This is a genomic window from Micromonospora rhizosphaerae, from assembly GCF_900091465.1.
GTDB classification, from domain to species: domain Bacteria; phylum Actinomycetota; class Actinomycetes; order Mycobacteriales; family Micromonosporaceae; genus Micromonospora; species Micromonospora rhizosphaerae.
Genome location: NZ_FMHV01000002.1, coordinates 6,430,124 through 6,446,446, shown reverse-complemented (window position 1 = coordinate 6,446,446; position 16,323 = coordinate 6,430,124). Strand labels below are relative to the sequence as shown.

General features: G+C 72.8%; 14 protein-coding genes. 5 read left to right on the top strand and 9 right to left on the bottom strand.

From position 1 onward, the window contains the following. Positions 1-37: 37 nt before the first annotated feature. The 4 genes from GA0070624_RS30310 to GA0070624_RS30295 form a co-directional block, all read right to left on the bottom strand. Positions 38-982 carry a beta-ketoacyl-ACP synthase III gene (locus tag GA0070624_RS30310; RefSeq protein ID WP_091346574.1) on the bottom strand — a complete coding sequence of 315 codons (945 nt, stop codon included), beginning with the start codon at positions 980-982 and terminating at the stop codon, positions 38-40. Then, positions 979-2,148 (bottom strand): acyltransferase domain-containing protein, encoded by a 1,170-nt coding sequence (locus GA0070624_RS30305; RefSeq protein WP_091346572.1) that lies wholly within the window; start codon positions 2,146-2,148, stop codon positions 979-981. The genes GA0070624_RS30310 and GA0070624_RS30305 overlap by 4 nt, the downstream gene beginning before the upstream one ends. Positions 2,149-2,226: 78 nt before the next feature. Then, positions 2,227-3,528, bottom strand: coding sequence for a PucR family transcriptional regulator (locus GA0070624_RS30300; RefSeq protein WP_281181030.1), 1,302 nt, complete (start codon positions 3,526-3,528; stop codon positions 2,227-2,229). Between the two features lie 100 nt (positions 3,529-3,628). Further along, positions 3,629-4,495 carry a septum formation family protein gene (locus GA0070624_RS30295; protein WP_141715217.1) on the bottom strand — a complete coding sequence of 289 codons (867 nt, stop codon included), beginning with the start codon at positions 4,493-4,495 and terminating at the stop codon, positions 3,629-3,631. 194 nt (positions 4,496-4,689) lie between these two features. Between GA0070624_RS30295 and GA0070624_RS30290 the strand changes: the two genes are divergently transcribed. Together GA0070624_RS30290 and GA0070624_RS30285 are read left to right on the top strand one after the other, a co-directional pair. Further along, positions 4,690-5,028, top strand: coding sequence for a hypothetical protein (locus GA0070624_RS30290; RefSeq protein ID WP_091346566.1), 339 nt, complete (start codon positions 4,690-4,692; stop codon positions 5,026-5,028). A gap of 36 nt (positions 5,029-5,064) precedes the next feature. After that, complete coding sequence (locus tag GA0070624_RS30285; RefSeq protein WP_176731934.1) at positions 5,065-5,991, top strand: NADP-dependent oxidoreductase; 927 nt, start codon at positions 5,065-5,067, stop codon at positions 5,989-5,991. Between the two features lie 36 nt (positions 5,992-6,027). Here GA0070624_RS30285 and GA0070624_RS30280 read toward each other — a convergent pair whose 3' ends face one another. Continuing rightward, positions 6,028-6,696 carry a hypothetical protein gene (locus tag GA0070624_RS30280; RefSeq protein WP_091346564.1) on the bottom strand — a complete coding sequence of 223 codons (669 nt, stop codon included), beginning with the start codon at positions 6,694-6,696 and terminating at the stop codon, positions 6,028-6,030. 224 nt (positions 6,697-6,920) lie between these two features. On the opposite strand from GA0070624_RS30280, the gene GA0070624_RS30275 reads away from it, so the two are divergent. Further along, positions 6,921-7,532: a copper resistance CopC family protein gene (locus GA0070624_RS30275; protein ID WP_091346562.1), complete on the top strand. Its 612-nt coding sequence runs from the start codon at positions 6,921-6,923 to the stop codon at positions 7,530-7,532. Between the two features lie 382 nt (positions 7,533-7,914). On the opposite strand, the gene gltX is transcribed toward GA0070624_RS30275, so the two are convergent. From gltX to GA0070624_RS30260, 3 genes are read right to left on the bottom strand one after another with little or no spacing between them, the layout of a single operon-like run. Beyond that, positions 7,915-9,324 (bottom strand): glutamate--tRNA ligase, encoded by a 1,410-nt coding sequence (gltX, locus tag GA0070624_RS30270; RefSeq protein ID WP_091346560.1) that lies wholly within the window; start codon positions 9,322-9,324, stop codon positions 7,915-7,917. A gap of 48 nt (positions 9,325-9,372) precedes the next feature. Further along, on the bottom strand, positions 9,373-10,650 hold the full coding sequence (locus GA0070624_RS30265) for an MFS transporter (protein ID WP_091346558.1): 1,278 nt from the start codon (positions 10,648-10,650) through the stop codon (positions 9,373-9,375). Beyond that, the gene (locus GA0070624_RS30260; protein WP_245719064.1) at positions 10,647-12,035 is read right to left on the bottom strand and encodes a GH1 family beta-glucosidase; all 1,389 of its coding nucleotides are present in this window, start codon (positions 12,033-12,035) and stop codon (positions 10,647-10,649) included. Before GA0070624_RS30260 ends, GA0070624_RS30265 begins: the two co-directional genes overlap by 4 nt. Before the next feature lie 186 nt (positions 12,036-12,221). On the opposite strand from GA0070624_RS30260, the gene GA0070624_RS30255 reads away from it, so the two are divergent. After that, positions 12,222-12,668, top strand: a complete 447-nt coding sequence (locus GA0070624_RS30255) for an SRPBCC family protein (protein WP_091346556.1) — start codon at positions 12,222-12,224, stop codon at positions 12,666-12,668. A gap of 265 nt (positions 12,669-12,933) precedes the next feature. On the opposite strand, the gene aceE is transcribed toward GA0070624_RS30255, so the two are convergent. Next, a complete protein-coding gene (gene aceE, locus GA0070624_RS30250) occupies positions 12,934-15,678 on the bottom strand; it encodes a pyruvate dehydrogenase (acetyl-transferring), homodimeric type (protein WP_091346554.1) in 2,745 nt (914 codons plus the stop codon). Positions 15,679-15,884: 206 nt separating this feature from the next. Between aceE and GA0070624_RS30245 the strand changes: the two genes are divergently transcribed. Then, a complete protein-coding gene (locus tag GA0070624_RS30245) occupies positions 15,885-16,271 on the top strand; it encodes a hypothetical protein (RefSeq protein WP_091346552.1) in 387 nt (128 codons plus the stop codon). The last annotated feature ends 52 nt before the right edge of the window (positions 16,272-16,323 follow it).

Sequence of the window (16,323 nt, the reverse complement as noted above, 5' to 3'; positions counted from 1 at the left end):
CGTCACTCCTCGGCGCGCTCGACGCCGGAGGGGGTCTTCATGGGCAGCGGACGACCTGACCGGCGTAGGTCAGGCCGCCGCCGAAGCCGAACAGCAGTACCGGGGCGCCCGCGGGCACCTCCCGCCGCTCGACCAGCTTGGACAGGGCCAGCGGCACGCTCGCCGCCGAGGTGTTGCCGGACTCGGCGATGTCCTTGGCGATGATCGCGTCCGGGATGTTGAGCCGCTTGGCGATGCCGTCGATGATCCGGGCGTTGGCCTGGTGCGGCACGAACGCGGCCAGTTCGGACGGGGCGACCCCGGCCCGCTCGCAGGCCTGCATGGCCAGCGGGGCCAGCGCGGTGGTGGCCCAGCGGAAGACCGTCTGCCCTTCCTGCGCGATGTACGGCCGCCAGCCCTCGATGCGGACCGCGTCGCTCTTCTCCGGCACCGAGCCCCAGACCACCGGGCCGACCCCGGCGGGCTCGTCGTCGGCGGTGGCGGTGACCACCGCGGCGCCGGCGCCGTCGCCGAAGATGATGCAGGTCGAGCGGTCGGTCCAGTCGGTGAAGTCGGAGAGCTTCTCCGCGCCGATGACGATGGCGTTGCGGGCCGCGCCGGCCCGGATGGCGTGGTCGACGGTGCCCAGCGCGTACGCGAAGCCCGAGCAGGCGGTGTTGATGTCGTACGCGCCGGGGGCGGTGATGCCGAGCTTGGCGGCGACCCGGCAGGCCACGTTGGGGCTGCGGTCGACCGAGGTGCAGGTGGCGACCACGACGAGGTCGATGTCGGCGGCGGTGAGGCCGGAGTTGGCCAGCGCCTTGCCGGCGGCGGCCGCGGCCATGTCGGCCACCGTCTCGTCACCGGCGATCCGCCGGGTCACGATGCCGACCCGGTCCCGGATCCACTCGTCGTTGGTGTCGACGAGCTGGGCGAGGTCGTCGTTGGTCACCACCCGGGAGGGCTGGTAGTGCCCCATTGCGACGATCTTGCTGCCGGTCATGCGTGACCTCCGATGCGGGCGAGCGGCTGGCCCGGGGCGACCGGGTCCTCGTGGTGGGCGAGCCACTCGGTGAGCAGCCCGCTGTCGTGCGCGGTCACCTCGACCGGCCCCTGCCGGGTGACGACGTGACCGATGACCTGGCCCTTGCGGAGGTCGGCGCCTTCGGCGAACTCCTCGGCCGGGGTGAAGGTGCCGGCGGCGGGGGAGACCACCACCCGGAACTGGATCACCGGCTCGTGGCCGCCAAGCCCGCTGTGCCGGGTGATCAGGTCGCGCGCGGCGGGCAGGTCGTCGGGGGTGTTGAGGGTGACGATCTCGGGCGCGCCGACGCCCTTCAACTCCCGCTTGACCAGGCCGGCCAGGGTGCCGGCCGGCGGCAGCTCGATCACCGCGGTCACCCCGAGGTCGGCCAGGGTACGCATGCACAGGTCCCAGCGCACCGGCGCGGTGACCTGCCGGACCAGCCGCTGCACCATCTCCCGGCCGTGGTTGACCGCCGAGCCGTCCAGGTTGGAGAGCAGGATCCGGGCCGGGTCGGCCGGGGTGATCCCGGCGGCGACCCCGGCCAGCGCGGCCTCGGCCGGGGCCATGTACGGGGTGTGGAAGGCGCCGGCCACCTGGAGCCGGATCACCCGGGCCTTCGCCGGCGGCTCGGCGGCCAGCTTCTCCAGCCCGTCAACCGCCCCCGCGGCGACGACCTGGCCGGCGCCGTTGCGGTTGGCCGGGTACAGCCCGTGCGCGTCGATCGCGGCGAGCACCTCGTCCGGGTCGCCGCCGAGGACGGCGGCCATCCCGGTCGGCTCCAGCGCGCAGGCGGCGGCCATCTCGCGGCCCCGCACCCCGGCGAGGGTGATCGCCGCCTCGGCGGGCAGCACCCCGGCCAGGGCCGCCGCGCCGAGCTCGCCGACGCTGTGTCCGGCGGTCACCGCGACGTCGTACATCGGCAGGTGTTCGGCGGCGAGCAGCGCGGCCGCGACCAGCAGCGGCTGGGTGCGGGCGGTGTCCTTGATCTCGTCCGCGTCGGCCTTGGCGCCGAGGTGGACCAGGTCGACGCCGGCCAGCGCGGACCACCAGCGCAGGCGCGACTCGGTGCCGGTCAGGTCGAGCCAGGGAGTCAGGAAGCCGGGTTTCTGGGAACCCTGTCCGGGCGAGAGTACGGCGAGCACGTTTATGACTCTGACGGATACTCACGGGTCACGCTGTAGCGAGCGCCACCAAACCGCACTAGAACCTTTGGAGGGATCCTACAAAAATCGGCGGGGGTGATCACCTGTCTGTGATGATTTCCTGACGCCTGGGCTCAATGTCTGGGTCGGGACGGGTGCGACGCCCGGGGTCACCGGGTCCAGCCGACCCACGGTCAGCGCGACCTGGAGGGCGAACGCGTCCCGGGGCGCCAGCGGGGAGAAACCCGTCACCTCCGCGATCCGCTTCAACCGGTAGCGCACCGTGTTCGGGTGCACGAAGAGCGCCCGGGCGGCGCTCTCCAGCGTCCCGCCCGCGGCGAAGAAGGCGTCCAGCGTCTCCAGCAGCTCGCCACCGGTCCGGACCAGCGTGGCGTACACGTCGTGGCGCAGCCGGCGGCGGGCCTCCGCGTCCCCGGCGAGGGCCCGCTCCGGCAGCAGGTCGGCGGCGGGCACCGGGCGCGGCGCGGTCGGCCAGGCCGGCGCGGCGCGGAACCCGGCCAGCGCGGCCCGCGCCGAGTCCGTCGCCTCGTCCAGGCTGGGCACGGCCGGGCCGACCACCACCGGCCCGTCCCCGAACGCGGTCAGCAGCTTCTCGGTCGCCGCCACCGGATCGGCGGCCCCGCCGAGCACGATGACCAGCCGGTCGCCGTGCACCCCGCCGATCACCTCCACCCCGATCCGCCGGGCCTGCCGGTAGACGGTGTGCAGCACGGCCGCCACCTCGCCGCCGGGGGAGCGGCCCACCGCCACCGCCACCGGGGGCGCGTCCGGCCAGCCCAGCGCCGCCGCCCGGCTGGCCAGCACGTCCGGCGAGTCCCCGCGCAGCAGCGCGTCCACCAGCAGCGCCTGCAGCCGGGCGTCCCACGAGCCGCGGGACTCGGCGGCCCGGGCGTAGACCCGGGCGGCGGCGAAGGCGATCTCCCGGGAGAAGCGCAGCACCGCCTCGCGGAGCTGCTGCTCCTCGCCCTTCGCGGCCAGGTGCGACACCTGCTCCTCGACCACGTCGATGGTCACCTTGATCAGCGCGACGGTCTGCTGGAGGCTGATCGAGCGGGCCAGCGCCTGCGGGGCGGTGGCGAAGACCTCGTCGGAGACCTCCTGCGTGCTGTCCGCCGTGCCGCCGCCCTGGCGGAGCCACTGCACCAGCGACCGCGCGCCGGCCTGGGCCACCAGCATCACCCAGGAGCGCTGGTCCGCCGGGAGTTCCCGGAACCAGGGCAGCGTCTCGTCCATCCGGGCCACGCTGGCGGTCGCCAGCGCCCCCGCCGCCCGCTCGATGCGGTGCAGCGTGGCTGACAGGTCGCCACCGCCCGGCTCGTTCACCGCTCCAGCCTGACATGCCCTGACCAGCACATCCACACCGAGGTTGGGTCAGCGGCGGCCGTCCTTCCGGGGCGAGCGCGAGTTCCTCGGTCAGGATGGGGGCACCCGGCCGGCCGCAGCTCGCACGGGGACGGGCTCAGTCGGCCTGGGGTGCGGGGAGTCCTTTCACCCCGACGCCCGCCAGGGGTCGGTTAAACGGCGGGCCGTCCGTGTGCAGGAAACAGAGCACCCCGGTTTCGCCCGCGGCCCGCTCCTCCTCCGAGAGAGCCCAGGCGAGCACGTCCAGTCGACGCTCCACCTCGTCCTCGTCCGGCACCCCCACGTGTCGCGCGACGACGCCGTAACAGCCGTCCCACATGTCGTCCTCCGGGATCTCCTCCCCGTACGGAAAGTCGTCGGCCCACCACACGCCCGCGAACTCGCTCTGGTGCGGCCCGGTGCAGGAGGCAGGCGGCAGCGTCTTCATCTCATCCCCGATGAAGGTGGGGTTGTAGCAGCCGTGCCGCAGCGGGGAGGACGGCGAGCGCAGCCCGCCCTTGAGGCTGTTGGCCCGGGGCGACGGTTCGTACAGGTCCAGCGCCACGATCTCCACCAGGTCGCAGCGGTACCAGCGCTCCGCCGCCGCCCATCCGGTGGCCGTCGGCAGCATCACCTGCAGCGACAGCCGGGCCGCCCGCCACTCGTCGCCGAGGAAGTCCCGCGCCGCCGTGCCGCACGAGGCATACGCCCGCCGAGCCGCGTCCGACCCGGTCTCCGGCGGGTCGTCGGAGTCGGCGTCGAGCCCGGCGAACCGGCCGACGAAGAAGGTCTCCGCCTCGTGCCGCGTCAGGCAGTCGACCGGCTGGTACGCCTCGCCGCTGGCATTGTCTCCCGGAGCCAGGTGGCAGACCCCGGCCTGCGGCACGAATCCGGACTCGCAGTCTCGCCCGGGCAGCACGTCGCACCCGGCGACGACGCTTGCGGCGAGCACCATGAGCAGGGCGCCGACTCTTCGGGGACTCAACACTGACGCTCCAGGGCTCGGCCGGCGGATCGGCGGGAGTCTACGGCAAGATCACTTTCGCGGGGTACGTCTTCGTGGCCAGAAGACGATCTCCACGGGTACGCGGCGCACGGCCCGTCGGGCCCGGCCAGTACGGTGTCAGGGCACGTCGGGACCACCGCTCGGCGCGCGAGGGCGAGTGTGAGGAGACCGGGATGGCGCACGGGGAGGCCGAGCACGGCTGCGCCCAGGGCGAGCCCTGCCGACCGGGCCACCACGAGCAGCCGCCGGCGGCGAAACACCCCCGCCGGCTGAGCGGCGTGATGCATCCGACCGAACCGGCCGCCGGGTGGACGCCCGAGCGGGCCGAGGAGGACGCGCCGGCGCCCCGCCAGCGCGGGTCGGAGCCGGGCGCGCCGGCCGCGCCCGAGTCGACGCCCGCCCAGGGCTGCCGCAGCGATCTGGCCGGGTGGGCCGGCGCGCACCGGCACGGGGCGGTCCGGCCCCGGAGCCGGACGGTCCGCCGGGAAAGGCCGCCGCGCCGCTGGTGCTGACTCCCTGACCGCCGTCCGGCGACTAGCGTGAGCAGGGTGAAGGCGATCGCGATCGACGGGTACGGCTCGGCCGAGCAGCTCACCCTCCGCGACCTGCCGGACCCACCGGTCGGCCCGGACACCGTGCTGGTGCGGGTGCGCGCCGTGGGGGTGAACCCGGTCGACTGGAAGATTCGCGAGGGTTACCTGGCGGCCGCCATACCGAGCCACTTCCCGCTCGTGCCCGGCTGGGACGCGGCCGGGGTGGTCGCCGCGGTCGGGCCGGCGGTGACCGGGTTCGCGGTCGGCGACGAGGTGATCGGGTACGTCCGGCGCGACCACATCCAGCACGGCACGTACGCGGAGCTGGTGCCGGCACCGGAACGGACGCTGGCCGACAAGCCGGTGCAGGCGTCCTGGGCGGAGGCGGGTGGGCTGCCGCTGGCCGGGCTGACCGCGTACCAGGCGCTGCAGCTCGCCCGGACCGGAGCCAATGACACCGTCCTGGTGCACGGCGCAGCGGGCGGGGTGGGCCATCTGGCCGTGCAGCTGGCCCGGGCGCTCGGCGCGGGCCGGGTGATCGGCACGGCGAGCGAGGCCAACCACGACTTCGTCCGGTCGCTGGGCGCCGAGCCGGTCAGCTACGGCGACGGGTTGCTGGACCGGGTCCGCGCGGTCGCGCCCGACGGGGTGGACGTCGCGCTCGACCTCTTCGGCGGCGCGGCGCTGGACGTCTCCGCCGAGCTGCTGGCCCGGCCGGCCCGGCTGATCTCGACCGCCGACCCCGAGCACGTCACCCGGCTCGGCGGCAGTTACCTCTTCGTGAAGCCGTCCACCGCCGACCTGAGCGTGCTCGCCGGGCTGGTCGACGCCGGCCGGCTCACCGTCCACGTGGCGCGGACCTTCCCGCTCGCCGAGGCCGCCGAGGCGCAGCGGCTGGTGGCGGAGGGGCACGTCCGGGGCAAGGTGGTGCTGGAGATCTGACCGGCCGGGCTCCACCGCCGAGGGCCGGCCCGGTGGTCAGCGGGTGCGGCGGCGGATGAGCAGCGCGATCCCGGCGAGCCCGAAGGTGATGACCAGCACCACCGCGACGTTGAGCAGCAGCAGCCGCTGGAGCTCGGCGAAGGCCTCGTCGAAGTCCTGCACCGGGTTGAGCGACTCCTCGGGGATGACCCGCTCGCCCCCGCCCACGCCGCCGCTGACCGTGTCGATCTGCCGCTCCAGCGGCACCCCGACGGTCCGCAGCGTCTCCGACATGTTCAGCCGGCCGAAGAACCAGCCGGCCTTGGGCTTGCTGAGATCGGGCTGCTTGGCCGGCCGGTAGACCCGCGGCCCGCCCTTGGCCAGGGGGTAGAGGTCGTACGTCTGCACCGCCACGTCGCCGGTGAGCACGACGACCGTGTACTTCGGACCGAGGTTCTTCGCCTCCGGTCCGCGCTGCTGGCCGGTCCGGCCGAGCCAGCTCACCTGGTCGATGACCGCGACCACCTCGGCGGGCCGGGTGTCGGCGCGCAGCCGCAGCGGCTGGACGAGCCGGTCACCGGTGATGTCCACCCCGGCCGGTGGCGGCTTGGGGGCCGCGGGCGCCGCCGCCCGGGCCGCCGTCGTGCCGACCAGGGCCAGCGAGCATGCGGTCGCCAGCACGGCACCGGTCACCGCGGCCAGCAGCCGCCTCACCTTCCGGACCATCGCCGCCTCCTCGCCCCGTTCGATGGGTGGCTTCCGCTGCAGGTCACGCTTGATCGGCCGATGGCGGTGGTCGTACCCGCGAGCCGGGTGCCCACCCTCAAAGACTCCGCAGAACGTCGCTAAGTTGCAGCTGCTGGAAAAGTATTTGGAACTATCTGCGATCTGCGGCCGACTAACGAGCGGCCGTTGATCAGCGGGCGGATCGTACCTTCGCGGAGGGGTTCATGGGGGGCACGGTGGCGCGCCGGGTGCGCACCTGGCTGGTGGTTCTCGGCGTGGCGCTCGCTGTCCCGGTGCTGCTTCCGGCCACACCGGCCGGGGCGCACAACTCGCTGACCGGGAGCGATCCCCGTGACGGGGCCGTGCTGGCGGCCGCGCCCAAGCGGATCGAGCTCCGCTTCCTTGCCACGCCCGCCCCCGGTACGACGAAGATCACGGTCACCGGACCGGACAACTCGCCCGCAGCCGGCGGCTCCCCGACCTTCTCCGGCAACCGGGTGAGCGTGCCGTTCAGGCCCGGCCCGGCCGGCCGCTACGTCGTCGGTTACCGGGTCGCGTCGAGCGACGGCCATCCGGTGACGGGCGAGATCCGCTTCACCCTCACCACGGGCGCCCCGGCCCCGTCCCCGTCCCCGTCCGCGACTCCGACCGCCCCGGCGACCACCGCGGTGGCGGGTGCCCCCACCGCCTCGGCGACGCCGCCGGCGAGCCCGGCCGCCGGCCGCCGCTCCGACGGCGACGCCGGATCCGGCTGGCTCTGGGCGCTCGCCGCCGTCGCGGCGCTCGCACTGCTCGCCGGCGGCCTCCTGCTCCGCCGCCGCGGGACCCAGCGCTGACCCGGGCCCTCGCCCGTCCTTGATCAACTACAGGTCGGCGACCTGGTGGTGGCCCGAACGACCTGAGGTCGCTGGATCGGCCATCTGCCGGTGATCCACCGACGGGTGTATCCCCGCCCGCTTCGCTCTGCCGCCGTGGGCGCAACAGCGGCGTCAGGGCGCTGGCGGGCGACTACGTCCTGAGCGCCCTTTGGAGCTGCCCGCATGGATGGGGCGGTCCGTCGCCCGGCGCTGCCGTGCCGGGTCGCCGTTGGTTGTTGCCCGCATGGACGGGGCAGCTCCAAAGGTTGGCAATGGAGACTCCCGGGCCGGCCCGGGCGGGCGCCTTTCCAGCGCCAGCAGCAGGCGATGCGGCGACGACCCCCGGCTGCCGGCGTGCCCCTCAGACCAGCCGGACCCGGGCGGCGCGCAGGCGGGTCAGGGTGCGGTCGCGGCCGAGGACCTCGAGGGACTCGAAGAGCGGCAGCCCGACGGTGCGGCCGGTGACCGCCACCCGGACCGGCGCCTGGGCCTTGCCCAGCTTGAGGCCGCGCTCCGCGCCGACCGCCTCCAGCGTGGACTTCAGCGACTCGGCGTCCCAGGGCTCCAGCGCCTCGAAGCCGGCGATCGCGGCGCCCAGCAGCTCGGCCGCGCCCTCCTTCATCGCCTTGGCCCAGGCCGCCTCGTCGATCAGCGGGTCGGCCAGGAAGAGGAAGTCGACGTTCGGCACGATCTCGCTGAGCACCGCGATCCGGGTCTGCGCCAGCGGCGCCACGGCGGCGAAGGCGGCCGGGTCGAACTCCTCCGGCTGCCAGGGCGGGGGCGCGATGTTGCCGGTGCCGGTCAGCCACGGCTGGCAGGCGTCGATGAACTCCTCGATCGGCAGCGCCCGAATGTACTCACCGTTGAACGCGCGCAGCTTCTTCTCGTCGAAGAACGCCGGGGAGGGGTTCACGTCCTCCAGCCGGAACTCCTCCTCGATCACGGACCAGGGCACGATCTCCCGGTCGCCCGAGGGCGCCCAGCCGAGCAGCATCAGGTAGTTGCGCATCGCCGCGGCGAGGTAGCCCTCGTCCCGGTACGCCTCCAGGGCAACCTTGTCGCGCCGCTTGGAGAGCTTCTGCCGCTTCTCGTTGACCACCACCGGCACGTGCGCCCAGATCGGCGGCTTGACCCCGAGCGCGTCCCAGAGCAGCTGCTGCTTCGGGGTGTTGGGCAGGTGCTCCTCGGCCCGGATCACATGGGTGATCCCCATGGTCATGTCGTCGACCACGTTGGCCAGCAGGAAGACCGCGGAGCCGTCGGCCCGGGCGATGACGAAGTCCTCGATGTTCTTGTTCTCGAACGTCGGCTCGCCGCGGACCAGGTCGACCACCACGGTCTCGCCCTCGTCCGGCGTACGGAAGCGCAGCGCGCGCCCCTCGCCCGGGCCGAGGCCCCGGTCGCGGCAGAAGCCGTCGTAGCCGGCGTACTGCGAGCCGGTCCGGGCCTGCACGTCCTCGCGGGTGCAGTCGCAGTAGTAGGCGCGGCCGGCCTCGTAGAGCCGCTGTGCGGCGGCGCGGTGCTCGCCGGCGTACGACGACTGGAAGTACGGGCCCTCATAGCTGCCCCGCGCGATGCCGATCCAGTCCAGCGCCGACAGGATGCCCTCGGTCCATTCGGGCTTGTTCCGGGCCGCGTCGGTGTCCTCGATGCGGAGCACGAACACCCCGCCCTGCTGCTTGGCGTAGATCCAGTTCTGCAGGGCCGAGCGGGCACCGCCGACGTGGAACATACCGGTCGGCGAAGGGGCGAAGCGCACACGTACCGTCACGTCCCCAAGCCTACGGGCGGCGGCCGGCGGATTCCGCCAGGGGGCCGGTCACGGCACCGAGCGGATCTTCAGCACCAGCGCGCTGCCGAGCAGGGTGACCGCCGCCGTGGTGGCGTAGAGGGTCGGGTAGCCGCCCAGGTGGACCACGATCGGGGCGGAGATCGCCGGGCCGAGCACCTGCGGCGCGGAGTTGGCGATGTTGATCACGCCGAGGTCCTTGGCCCGGTCGGTGGCCGCGGGCAGCACCTGGGTGATCAACGCCGCGTCCACCGCCAGGTAGACGCCGTAGCCGGTGCCGAGCAGCAACGCGGCGGTCACCGCCATCGGCCAGACCGGGGCGACGGCGAGCAGCAGCGCGGCCACCGCCATGATCACGCCTGAGGTGATCACGAAAACCTTCCGTCGGCCGGAGCGGTCGGACAGCCGGCCGGCCACCACCGCGGTGAGCATCATCCCGGCGGTGTAGAGCAGGATCAGCACCAGCAGCGCGCCCTCGGGGTCGGGGTGGCGCACGCCGTCGGTGAGGAAGTACAGCAGGTAGAGGGTGCCCAGCGCGTTGCCGGTCTGGACCAGGAACCGGGTGAACCAGGCCCAGGCGAAGTCGGGGTGTCGGCGGGGGCTGATCCACATCGAGGCGAGCAGCCCGCGCAGCCGCAGCGCCGGCCGGTGCTCGCGGGGCAGCGGGTCGTCGGCGGTGAGCAGTGCGAAAGGCAGCGACAGCAGCAGCACGGCCAGCGCGATTGCCGCGTACCCGGCGGCATTGCCGGTCACCACGGCGGTGACCAGCACCGCCCCGACCACCAGGCCGAGCGCCTGTGGGATGCCCACCCAGCCGGAGACGCCGCCGCGCTGGGCGACCGGCACCCGGTCCGGGATGGCGGCGGTCAGGCTGGCCAGCATCGCGTTGAAGCAGACCTGCGCGGCGACCCAGCCGAGCGCCACCCCGGCGATGGTCTGCTGGCGGGCCAGCAGCACCAGCGCCAGCGCGCCCAGCACCGCCCCACCGGCGGTCCAGACGTGCCGGCGGCCGAGGTGCCGCCCGGCCAGCCGGAGCATGGTCCGGTCCGACAGCGCCCCGGCGAGGGGGTTGGCGAGCACCGCGGCGAGCGCGCCCAGCCCGGTGACGACCGCGAGCATCGCCTCCTTGTCGGCCGGCGCGATCCGCTCCACCTGCTGCGGCAGCAGCACCTGGATCGGGGTGAAGAAGGCCATCCAGACGCCGAGGTTCGCGGCGAAGATCAGCGCGATCCAGCCCCGCCGCACCGGCACGGTCGGTTCGGCGAGCGCCGCCGGCAGCGCGGCGGGCGTCGGGTTCACAGTGGTCACAGTGCTGGCCTTTCGCTCGCGACTGCGGGGCTCGGTAGCTCACTCCTCGCGCTCGCCGCGCGAACCACCTGGTCGCGGAACCACGCGTACGAGATCTTCGGCGTGCGCACCTGGGTGTCGAAGTCGACGTGCACCAGGCCGAAGCGCTTGGTGAACCCCTCGGCCCACTCCCAGTTGTCCAGCAGCGACCAGACGAAGTACCCGGTCACGTCGACGCCGTCGTCGATCGCCGCCCGGACCGCGCGCAGGTGCCCCGCCAGGTAGGCGATCCGCTCCGGATCGTGGACCCGGCCGGCGGCATCCGGTACGTCGTCGTACGCGCAGCCGTTCTCGGTGATCTGGATCGGCGGCAGCGCTTCGCGGTAGCTGTCCCGCAGCCAGGTGAGCAGGTCACGCAGTCCCTGCGGGACCACCGGCCAGTCGAACGCGGTCCGCGGGTACCCCTCCAACGGCACGATCTCGAACGGCAGCGGCGAGCCCTCCTCCGGTGCCCGGATCCCGGTCGGGTTGTAGTAGTTGACCCCGAGCACGTCGATCGGCGCGGCGATCAGGTCCAGGTCGCCGTCCCGGACCACGGCGGCGTCGAAGCCCAGCCCCGCCGGGTAGCCCCGACCGAGCAGCGGGTCGGTGAAGAGCCGGTTGTGCAGCGCGTCGTACGCCGCGCCGGCCGCCCGATCGGCCTCGGTGTCGCCCTGCAGTTGGACCGGGGAGTAGCTGTTGGCGATGGCCACCGGGCTGGTCGTGCGGGCGCGGAGCGCCGACACCGCGAGCCCGTGCCCGAGTAGTTGGTGGTGGGCCACCGGGAAGGCGTTGAAGAGCAGCATCCGGCCGGGGGCGTGTACGCCCGTGCCGTGGCCGAGGCTCATGTGGACGAAGGGTTCGTTGAGCGTGATCCAGAGCTTCACCCGGTCACCGAGGCGGGCCGCGACCAGGTCGGCGTACTCGGCGAAGCGGGTCGCGGTGTCCCGGTTCAGCCAGCCGCCGGCATCCTCCAGCGCCTGCGGCAGGTCCCAGTGGAAGAGGGTGGCGACCGGGTCGATGCCGGCGCCGAGCAGCGCGTCGACCAGCCGGTCATAGAAGTCCAGCCCCGCGGCGAGGGGCGCCCCGGTGCCCGCCGGCTGCACCCGCGGCCAGGCGATCGAGAACCGGTACGCGGACACCCCGAGTCCGGCCATCAGCGCGACATCCTCGGCGTACCGGTGGTAGTGGTCGCAGGCGACGTCGCCGGTGCTGCCGTCGGCGATCCGGTCGGGGCAGTGGGCGAAGGTGTCCCAGATGGACGGTCCTCGGCCGTCGACCTCGACCGCGCCCTCGATCTGGTAGGCGGCGGTGGACACCCCCCAGCGGAATCCGGCGGGGAACTCCGGCATCGGATCGGTCGTCATCCGCCCTCCCAGAGAACGCGAAGCGTGCTCGGGACTCTAGGGCGCGCGCCGGCGAAGCGCTATAGGCCCGCAACGAGAGGCGGCGCAAGGGATTTCGGCGTGTCTTCTGCAAACCCGTCCGGGTACGTCCAAGTTTGCGCATACAGTGCTGAATATCGTGGATGTCCTCAGTGGGGGAAGACAGAAATGATCCTCGTGGAACGCAGTGCACACGTGATGGCGCCGGTGGAAGTGGTCTGGGACGTCGTGCAGCGGGCCGAGCAGCTGCCGTCCTGGCTGGCGGGGGTCCGCGCGGCGGAGGTCCTCTCGGGGGAGGGCTTCGGCCGGCGACAACTGGTCCAGGCCGGGCGCGGCGCGGCGCACGAGGCCGAGGTGATCGCCTACCAGGAGCCGACCCTGATCGGCTGGCGCGAGCGGGCCAAGGGCGCGGGCGCCCGGGCCGAGGCGCGCACCGAGATCTACGTGCAGTTGACCCCGGACGAGGAGGAGGGCGGCACCATCGTGCGGCTCATCGTCGTACGGTGGCCGGCCGGGCCGGTCAAGGCCGCCCTGCTCCGGCTCGGCCTGCGTCGGGTCGGCGCCGACCTGGAGGACTCGCTGGCCCGGCTGACCGACCTGGCCGCCGTCGGCTGACCGGGCCCGTCCTGGCGTCACCCGCGATGGTGACGATGGTCCGGCGTCCCCGCCAGGGACGCCGGACCATCGTCGACTCTGGGGCCGGTCAGCGAGCCGCGATCGAGCCCTTCGTGGCGGCGACCCTGCGCGCCGACCATGGAGTTGTGGCGCCCACCTCGGGGGTTTCGCCCCTTTTGTCAACCACCACAACTCCTTGATCGCCCGAAGAGAGAGGGCCCGGCGTGGTGGTGACCACGCCGGGCCCTCTCGTCGTACCGAGGAACTAGCTCTCGCCGCCGGTTTCGCTGACCGGGGCGGCCGTCACATCGTGGATCGCGTACTTCTTGGCGGCCTCGTCCGGCACGTTCGCCGGCACCGCGCCGCGGAGCGCGAGCTGCCGCAGCGTCGCGACCACCACCGACTCGGCGTCGACGTGGAAGTGCCGGCGCAGCGCGTGCCGGGTGTCGGACATGCCGAACCCGTCGGTGCCGAGCGACGTGTAGTCGCCGGGCACCCAGCGGGCGATCAGGTCCGGCACCGCGCGCATCCAGTCGCTGACCGCGACCTTCGGCCCCTCGGCGTCGGCCAGCTTCCGCGCCACGTACGGGACCCGCTGCTCGGCGCCCGGGTTGAGCAGGTTGTGCTCCTCGCACTCCACCGCGTCCCGGCGCAGCTCCGTCCAGGAGGTCACCGACCAGACGTCGGCGGACACCCCCCAGTCCTCGGCGAGCAACTGCTGCGCCCGCACCGCCCACTGCATGCCGGTGCCGGAGGCCAGAATGTTGGCCTTCGGCGCGTTCCCGGCCACCGACGGGGCGGGGGAGTAGCGGTAGATGCCCTTGACGATGCCCTCGGCGTCGACGCCCGGCGGCTCCGCCGGCTGCACGATCGGCTCGTTGTAGACCGTGAGGTAGTAGAAGACGTTCTCCTGCCCCTCCCCGTACATCCGGTGCAGGCCGTTCTCCACGATGTGCGCGATCTCGAACGCGAACGCCGGGTCGTACGCGACCACCGCCGGGTTGGTGGCGGCGAGCAGCAGCGAGTGGCCGTCCTCGTGCTGCAGGCCCTCACCGTTGAGGGTGGTCCGACCGGCGGTGGCGCCGAGCAGGAAGCCGCGCGCCATCTGGTCGGCGGCCGCCCAGAGCCCGTCGCCGGTGCGCTGGAACCCGAACATCGAGTAGAAGATGTACATCGGAATCATCGGTTCGCCGTGCGTGGCGTACGACGAGCCGGCCGCGGTGAAGGTCGCCACCGAACCGGCCTCGTTGATCCCCTCGTGCACGATCTGCCCGTTGGTGGCCTCCTTGTATGACAGGAACAGCTCCCGGTCCACCGAGGTGTACCGCTGGCCGTGCGGCGAGTAGATCTTCGCCGTCGGGAAGAGCGAGTCCATGCCGAAGGTGCGGGCCTCGTCCGGGATGATCGGCACCCAGCGCTTGCCGAACTCCTTGTCCTTCATCAGGTCCTTGAGCAGACGGACGAAGGCCATGGTGGTGGCCACCTTCTGCTTGCCCGAGCCGCGCTTGACGTCGGCGAAGCGCTCGGGGCGGGGGATCTCCAGCCGCTTCTCGACGTTCTGCCGGGACGGCAGGTACCCACCGAGCTGCTGGCGCCGCTCCTTGAGGTACTGGATCTCCTCCGACTTCTTACCGGGGTGGTAGTACGGCGGCAGGTAGGGGTTCTCCTCCAGCACCTTGTCCGGGATGTCCAGGTAGAGCCGGTCGCGGAAGAGCTTCAAGTCCTCCAGCGTCAGCTTCTTCATCTGGTGGGTGGCGTTGCGGGCCTCGAAATGCGAGCCGAGCGTCCAGCCCTTGATCGTCTTGGCCAGGATCACCGTCGGCTGACCGGTGTGCTCCGTCGCCGCCTTGTAGGCCGCGTAGAGCTTGCGGTAGTCGTGGCCACCCCGCTTGAGGTTCCAGATCTCGTCGTCGGTCAGGTGCTCGACCATCTTGCGGGTCCGCGGGTCGCGCCCGAAGAAGTGCTCCCGGACGTACGCCCCGGACTCCGCCTTGTAGGTCTGGTAGTCACCGTCGGGGGTGGTGTTCATCAGGTTCACCAGCGCGCCGTCGGTGTCCGCCGCGAGCATCGGGTCCCACTCCCGGCCCCAGACCACCTTGATCACGTTCCAGCCGGCGCCCCGGAAGAACGCCTCCAGCTCCTGGATGATCTTGCCGTTGCCGCGGACCGGCCCGTCCAGGCGCTGCAGGTTGCAGTTGATCACGAAGGTGAGGTTGTCCAGCTCCTCGCGGGCGGCCACGCCGATCGCGCCGAGCGACTCGACCTCGTCCATCTCGCCGTCGCCGAGGAACGCCCAGACGTGCTGCTGGCTGGTGTCCTTGATGCCCCGGTGGTGCAGGTAGCGGTTGAACCGGGCCTGGTAGATCGCGTTGATCGGCCCGAGGCCCATGGAGACGGTGGGGAACTCCCAGAAGTCCGGCATCAGCCGCGGGTGCGGGTACGAGGGCAGTCCGCCCCCGGGGTGCGACAGCTCCTGCCGGAACCCGTCGAGCTGGTCCTCGCTGAGCCGCCCCTCCATGAAGGCCCGGGCGTACATGCCGGGGGAGGCGTGACCCTGGTAGAAGATGTGGTCGCCGCCGCCCGGGTGGTCCTTGCCGCGGAAGAAGTGGTTGAAGCCCACCTCGTAAAGCGACGCCGAGCTGGCGAAGGTGGAGATGTGCCCGCCGACGCTGATCTCGGGACGCTGCGCCCGGTGCACCAGCATCGCGGCGTTCCACCGGATGTACGCCCGGATCCGCCGCTCGATGTGCTCGTCACCCGGGAACCACGGCTCGCGCTCCGGCGGGATGGTGTTGATGTAGTCGGTGGTGGTCAGGGACGGCACCCCGACCTGGCGCTCACGGGCCCGCTCCAGCAGGCGCAGCATGACGTACCGGGCGCGCTTGGTTCCGCGCTCGTCGATGACACCGTCGAGCGACTCGACCCATTCGCTGGTTTCGTCAGGGTCGATGTCCGGAAGCTGGCTCGGCAGACCAGCGGTGATCACCGGGCGCTTGCGTTCCGTAGCCACAGGCGTTCCCTCGGTTGTGTGTGGGATAGGTCTCTAGCGCCATCCTGCCCCCTTGTGCCGTCCGGCGTCACGCCCACTGTCGGCAGACGCGACGCGCGACACAGGTACCCGTCGGTAACTTTCTGCTGGTCGGAGGTTCATCCGCCCGAGGAGGCCCGGTGCCGCGATGCGGTGGTCCCCTTGCCGGCCGGTACTACCGTGCGGCCATGGTGTGGCGGGTTCTCGGTGGCGGCGTCGCACTGCTCGGCGTGATCGGCGTCGTGCTCACCGTCGCCGCGCTGCTTCACGGCGAGTCGGCAGCGGCCCCGATCGGCGTGGTCGGGCTGCTGCTGCTCGCGCTCGGGCTCCGGTTGGCCATGGTGCCGCCGCGGCCGCTGGCCTACAGCCCGCCCCGCAGGGTCTGGTCCTCGCCGATCTTCAACAACTACGGCAGTGGCCCGGACAGCGGGGACGACCGGTCCTCCGGCGACGGCGGCGGCTCGTGGGGCGGTGACAACGGCGGCGGTGGTGGCTGGTGGGGCGGCGACGGCGGTGGTGGTGGCGGCTCGTCAGGAGGCGGTGGTGGCGACGGCGGCGGCGGGGGCGGATCCTGACTTCGGCCCGCGCCGGGTTGCCGCGGGGACGTGGTGGTTCGGGCAGACTGGA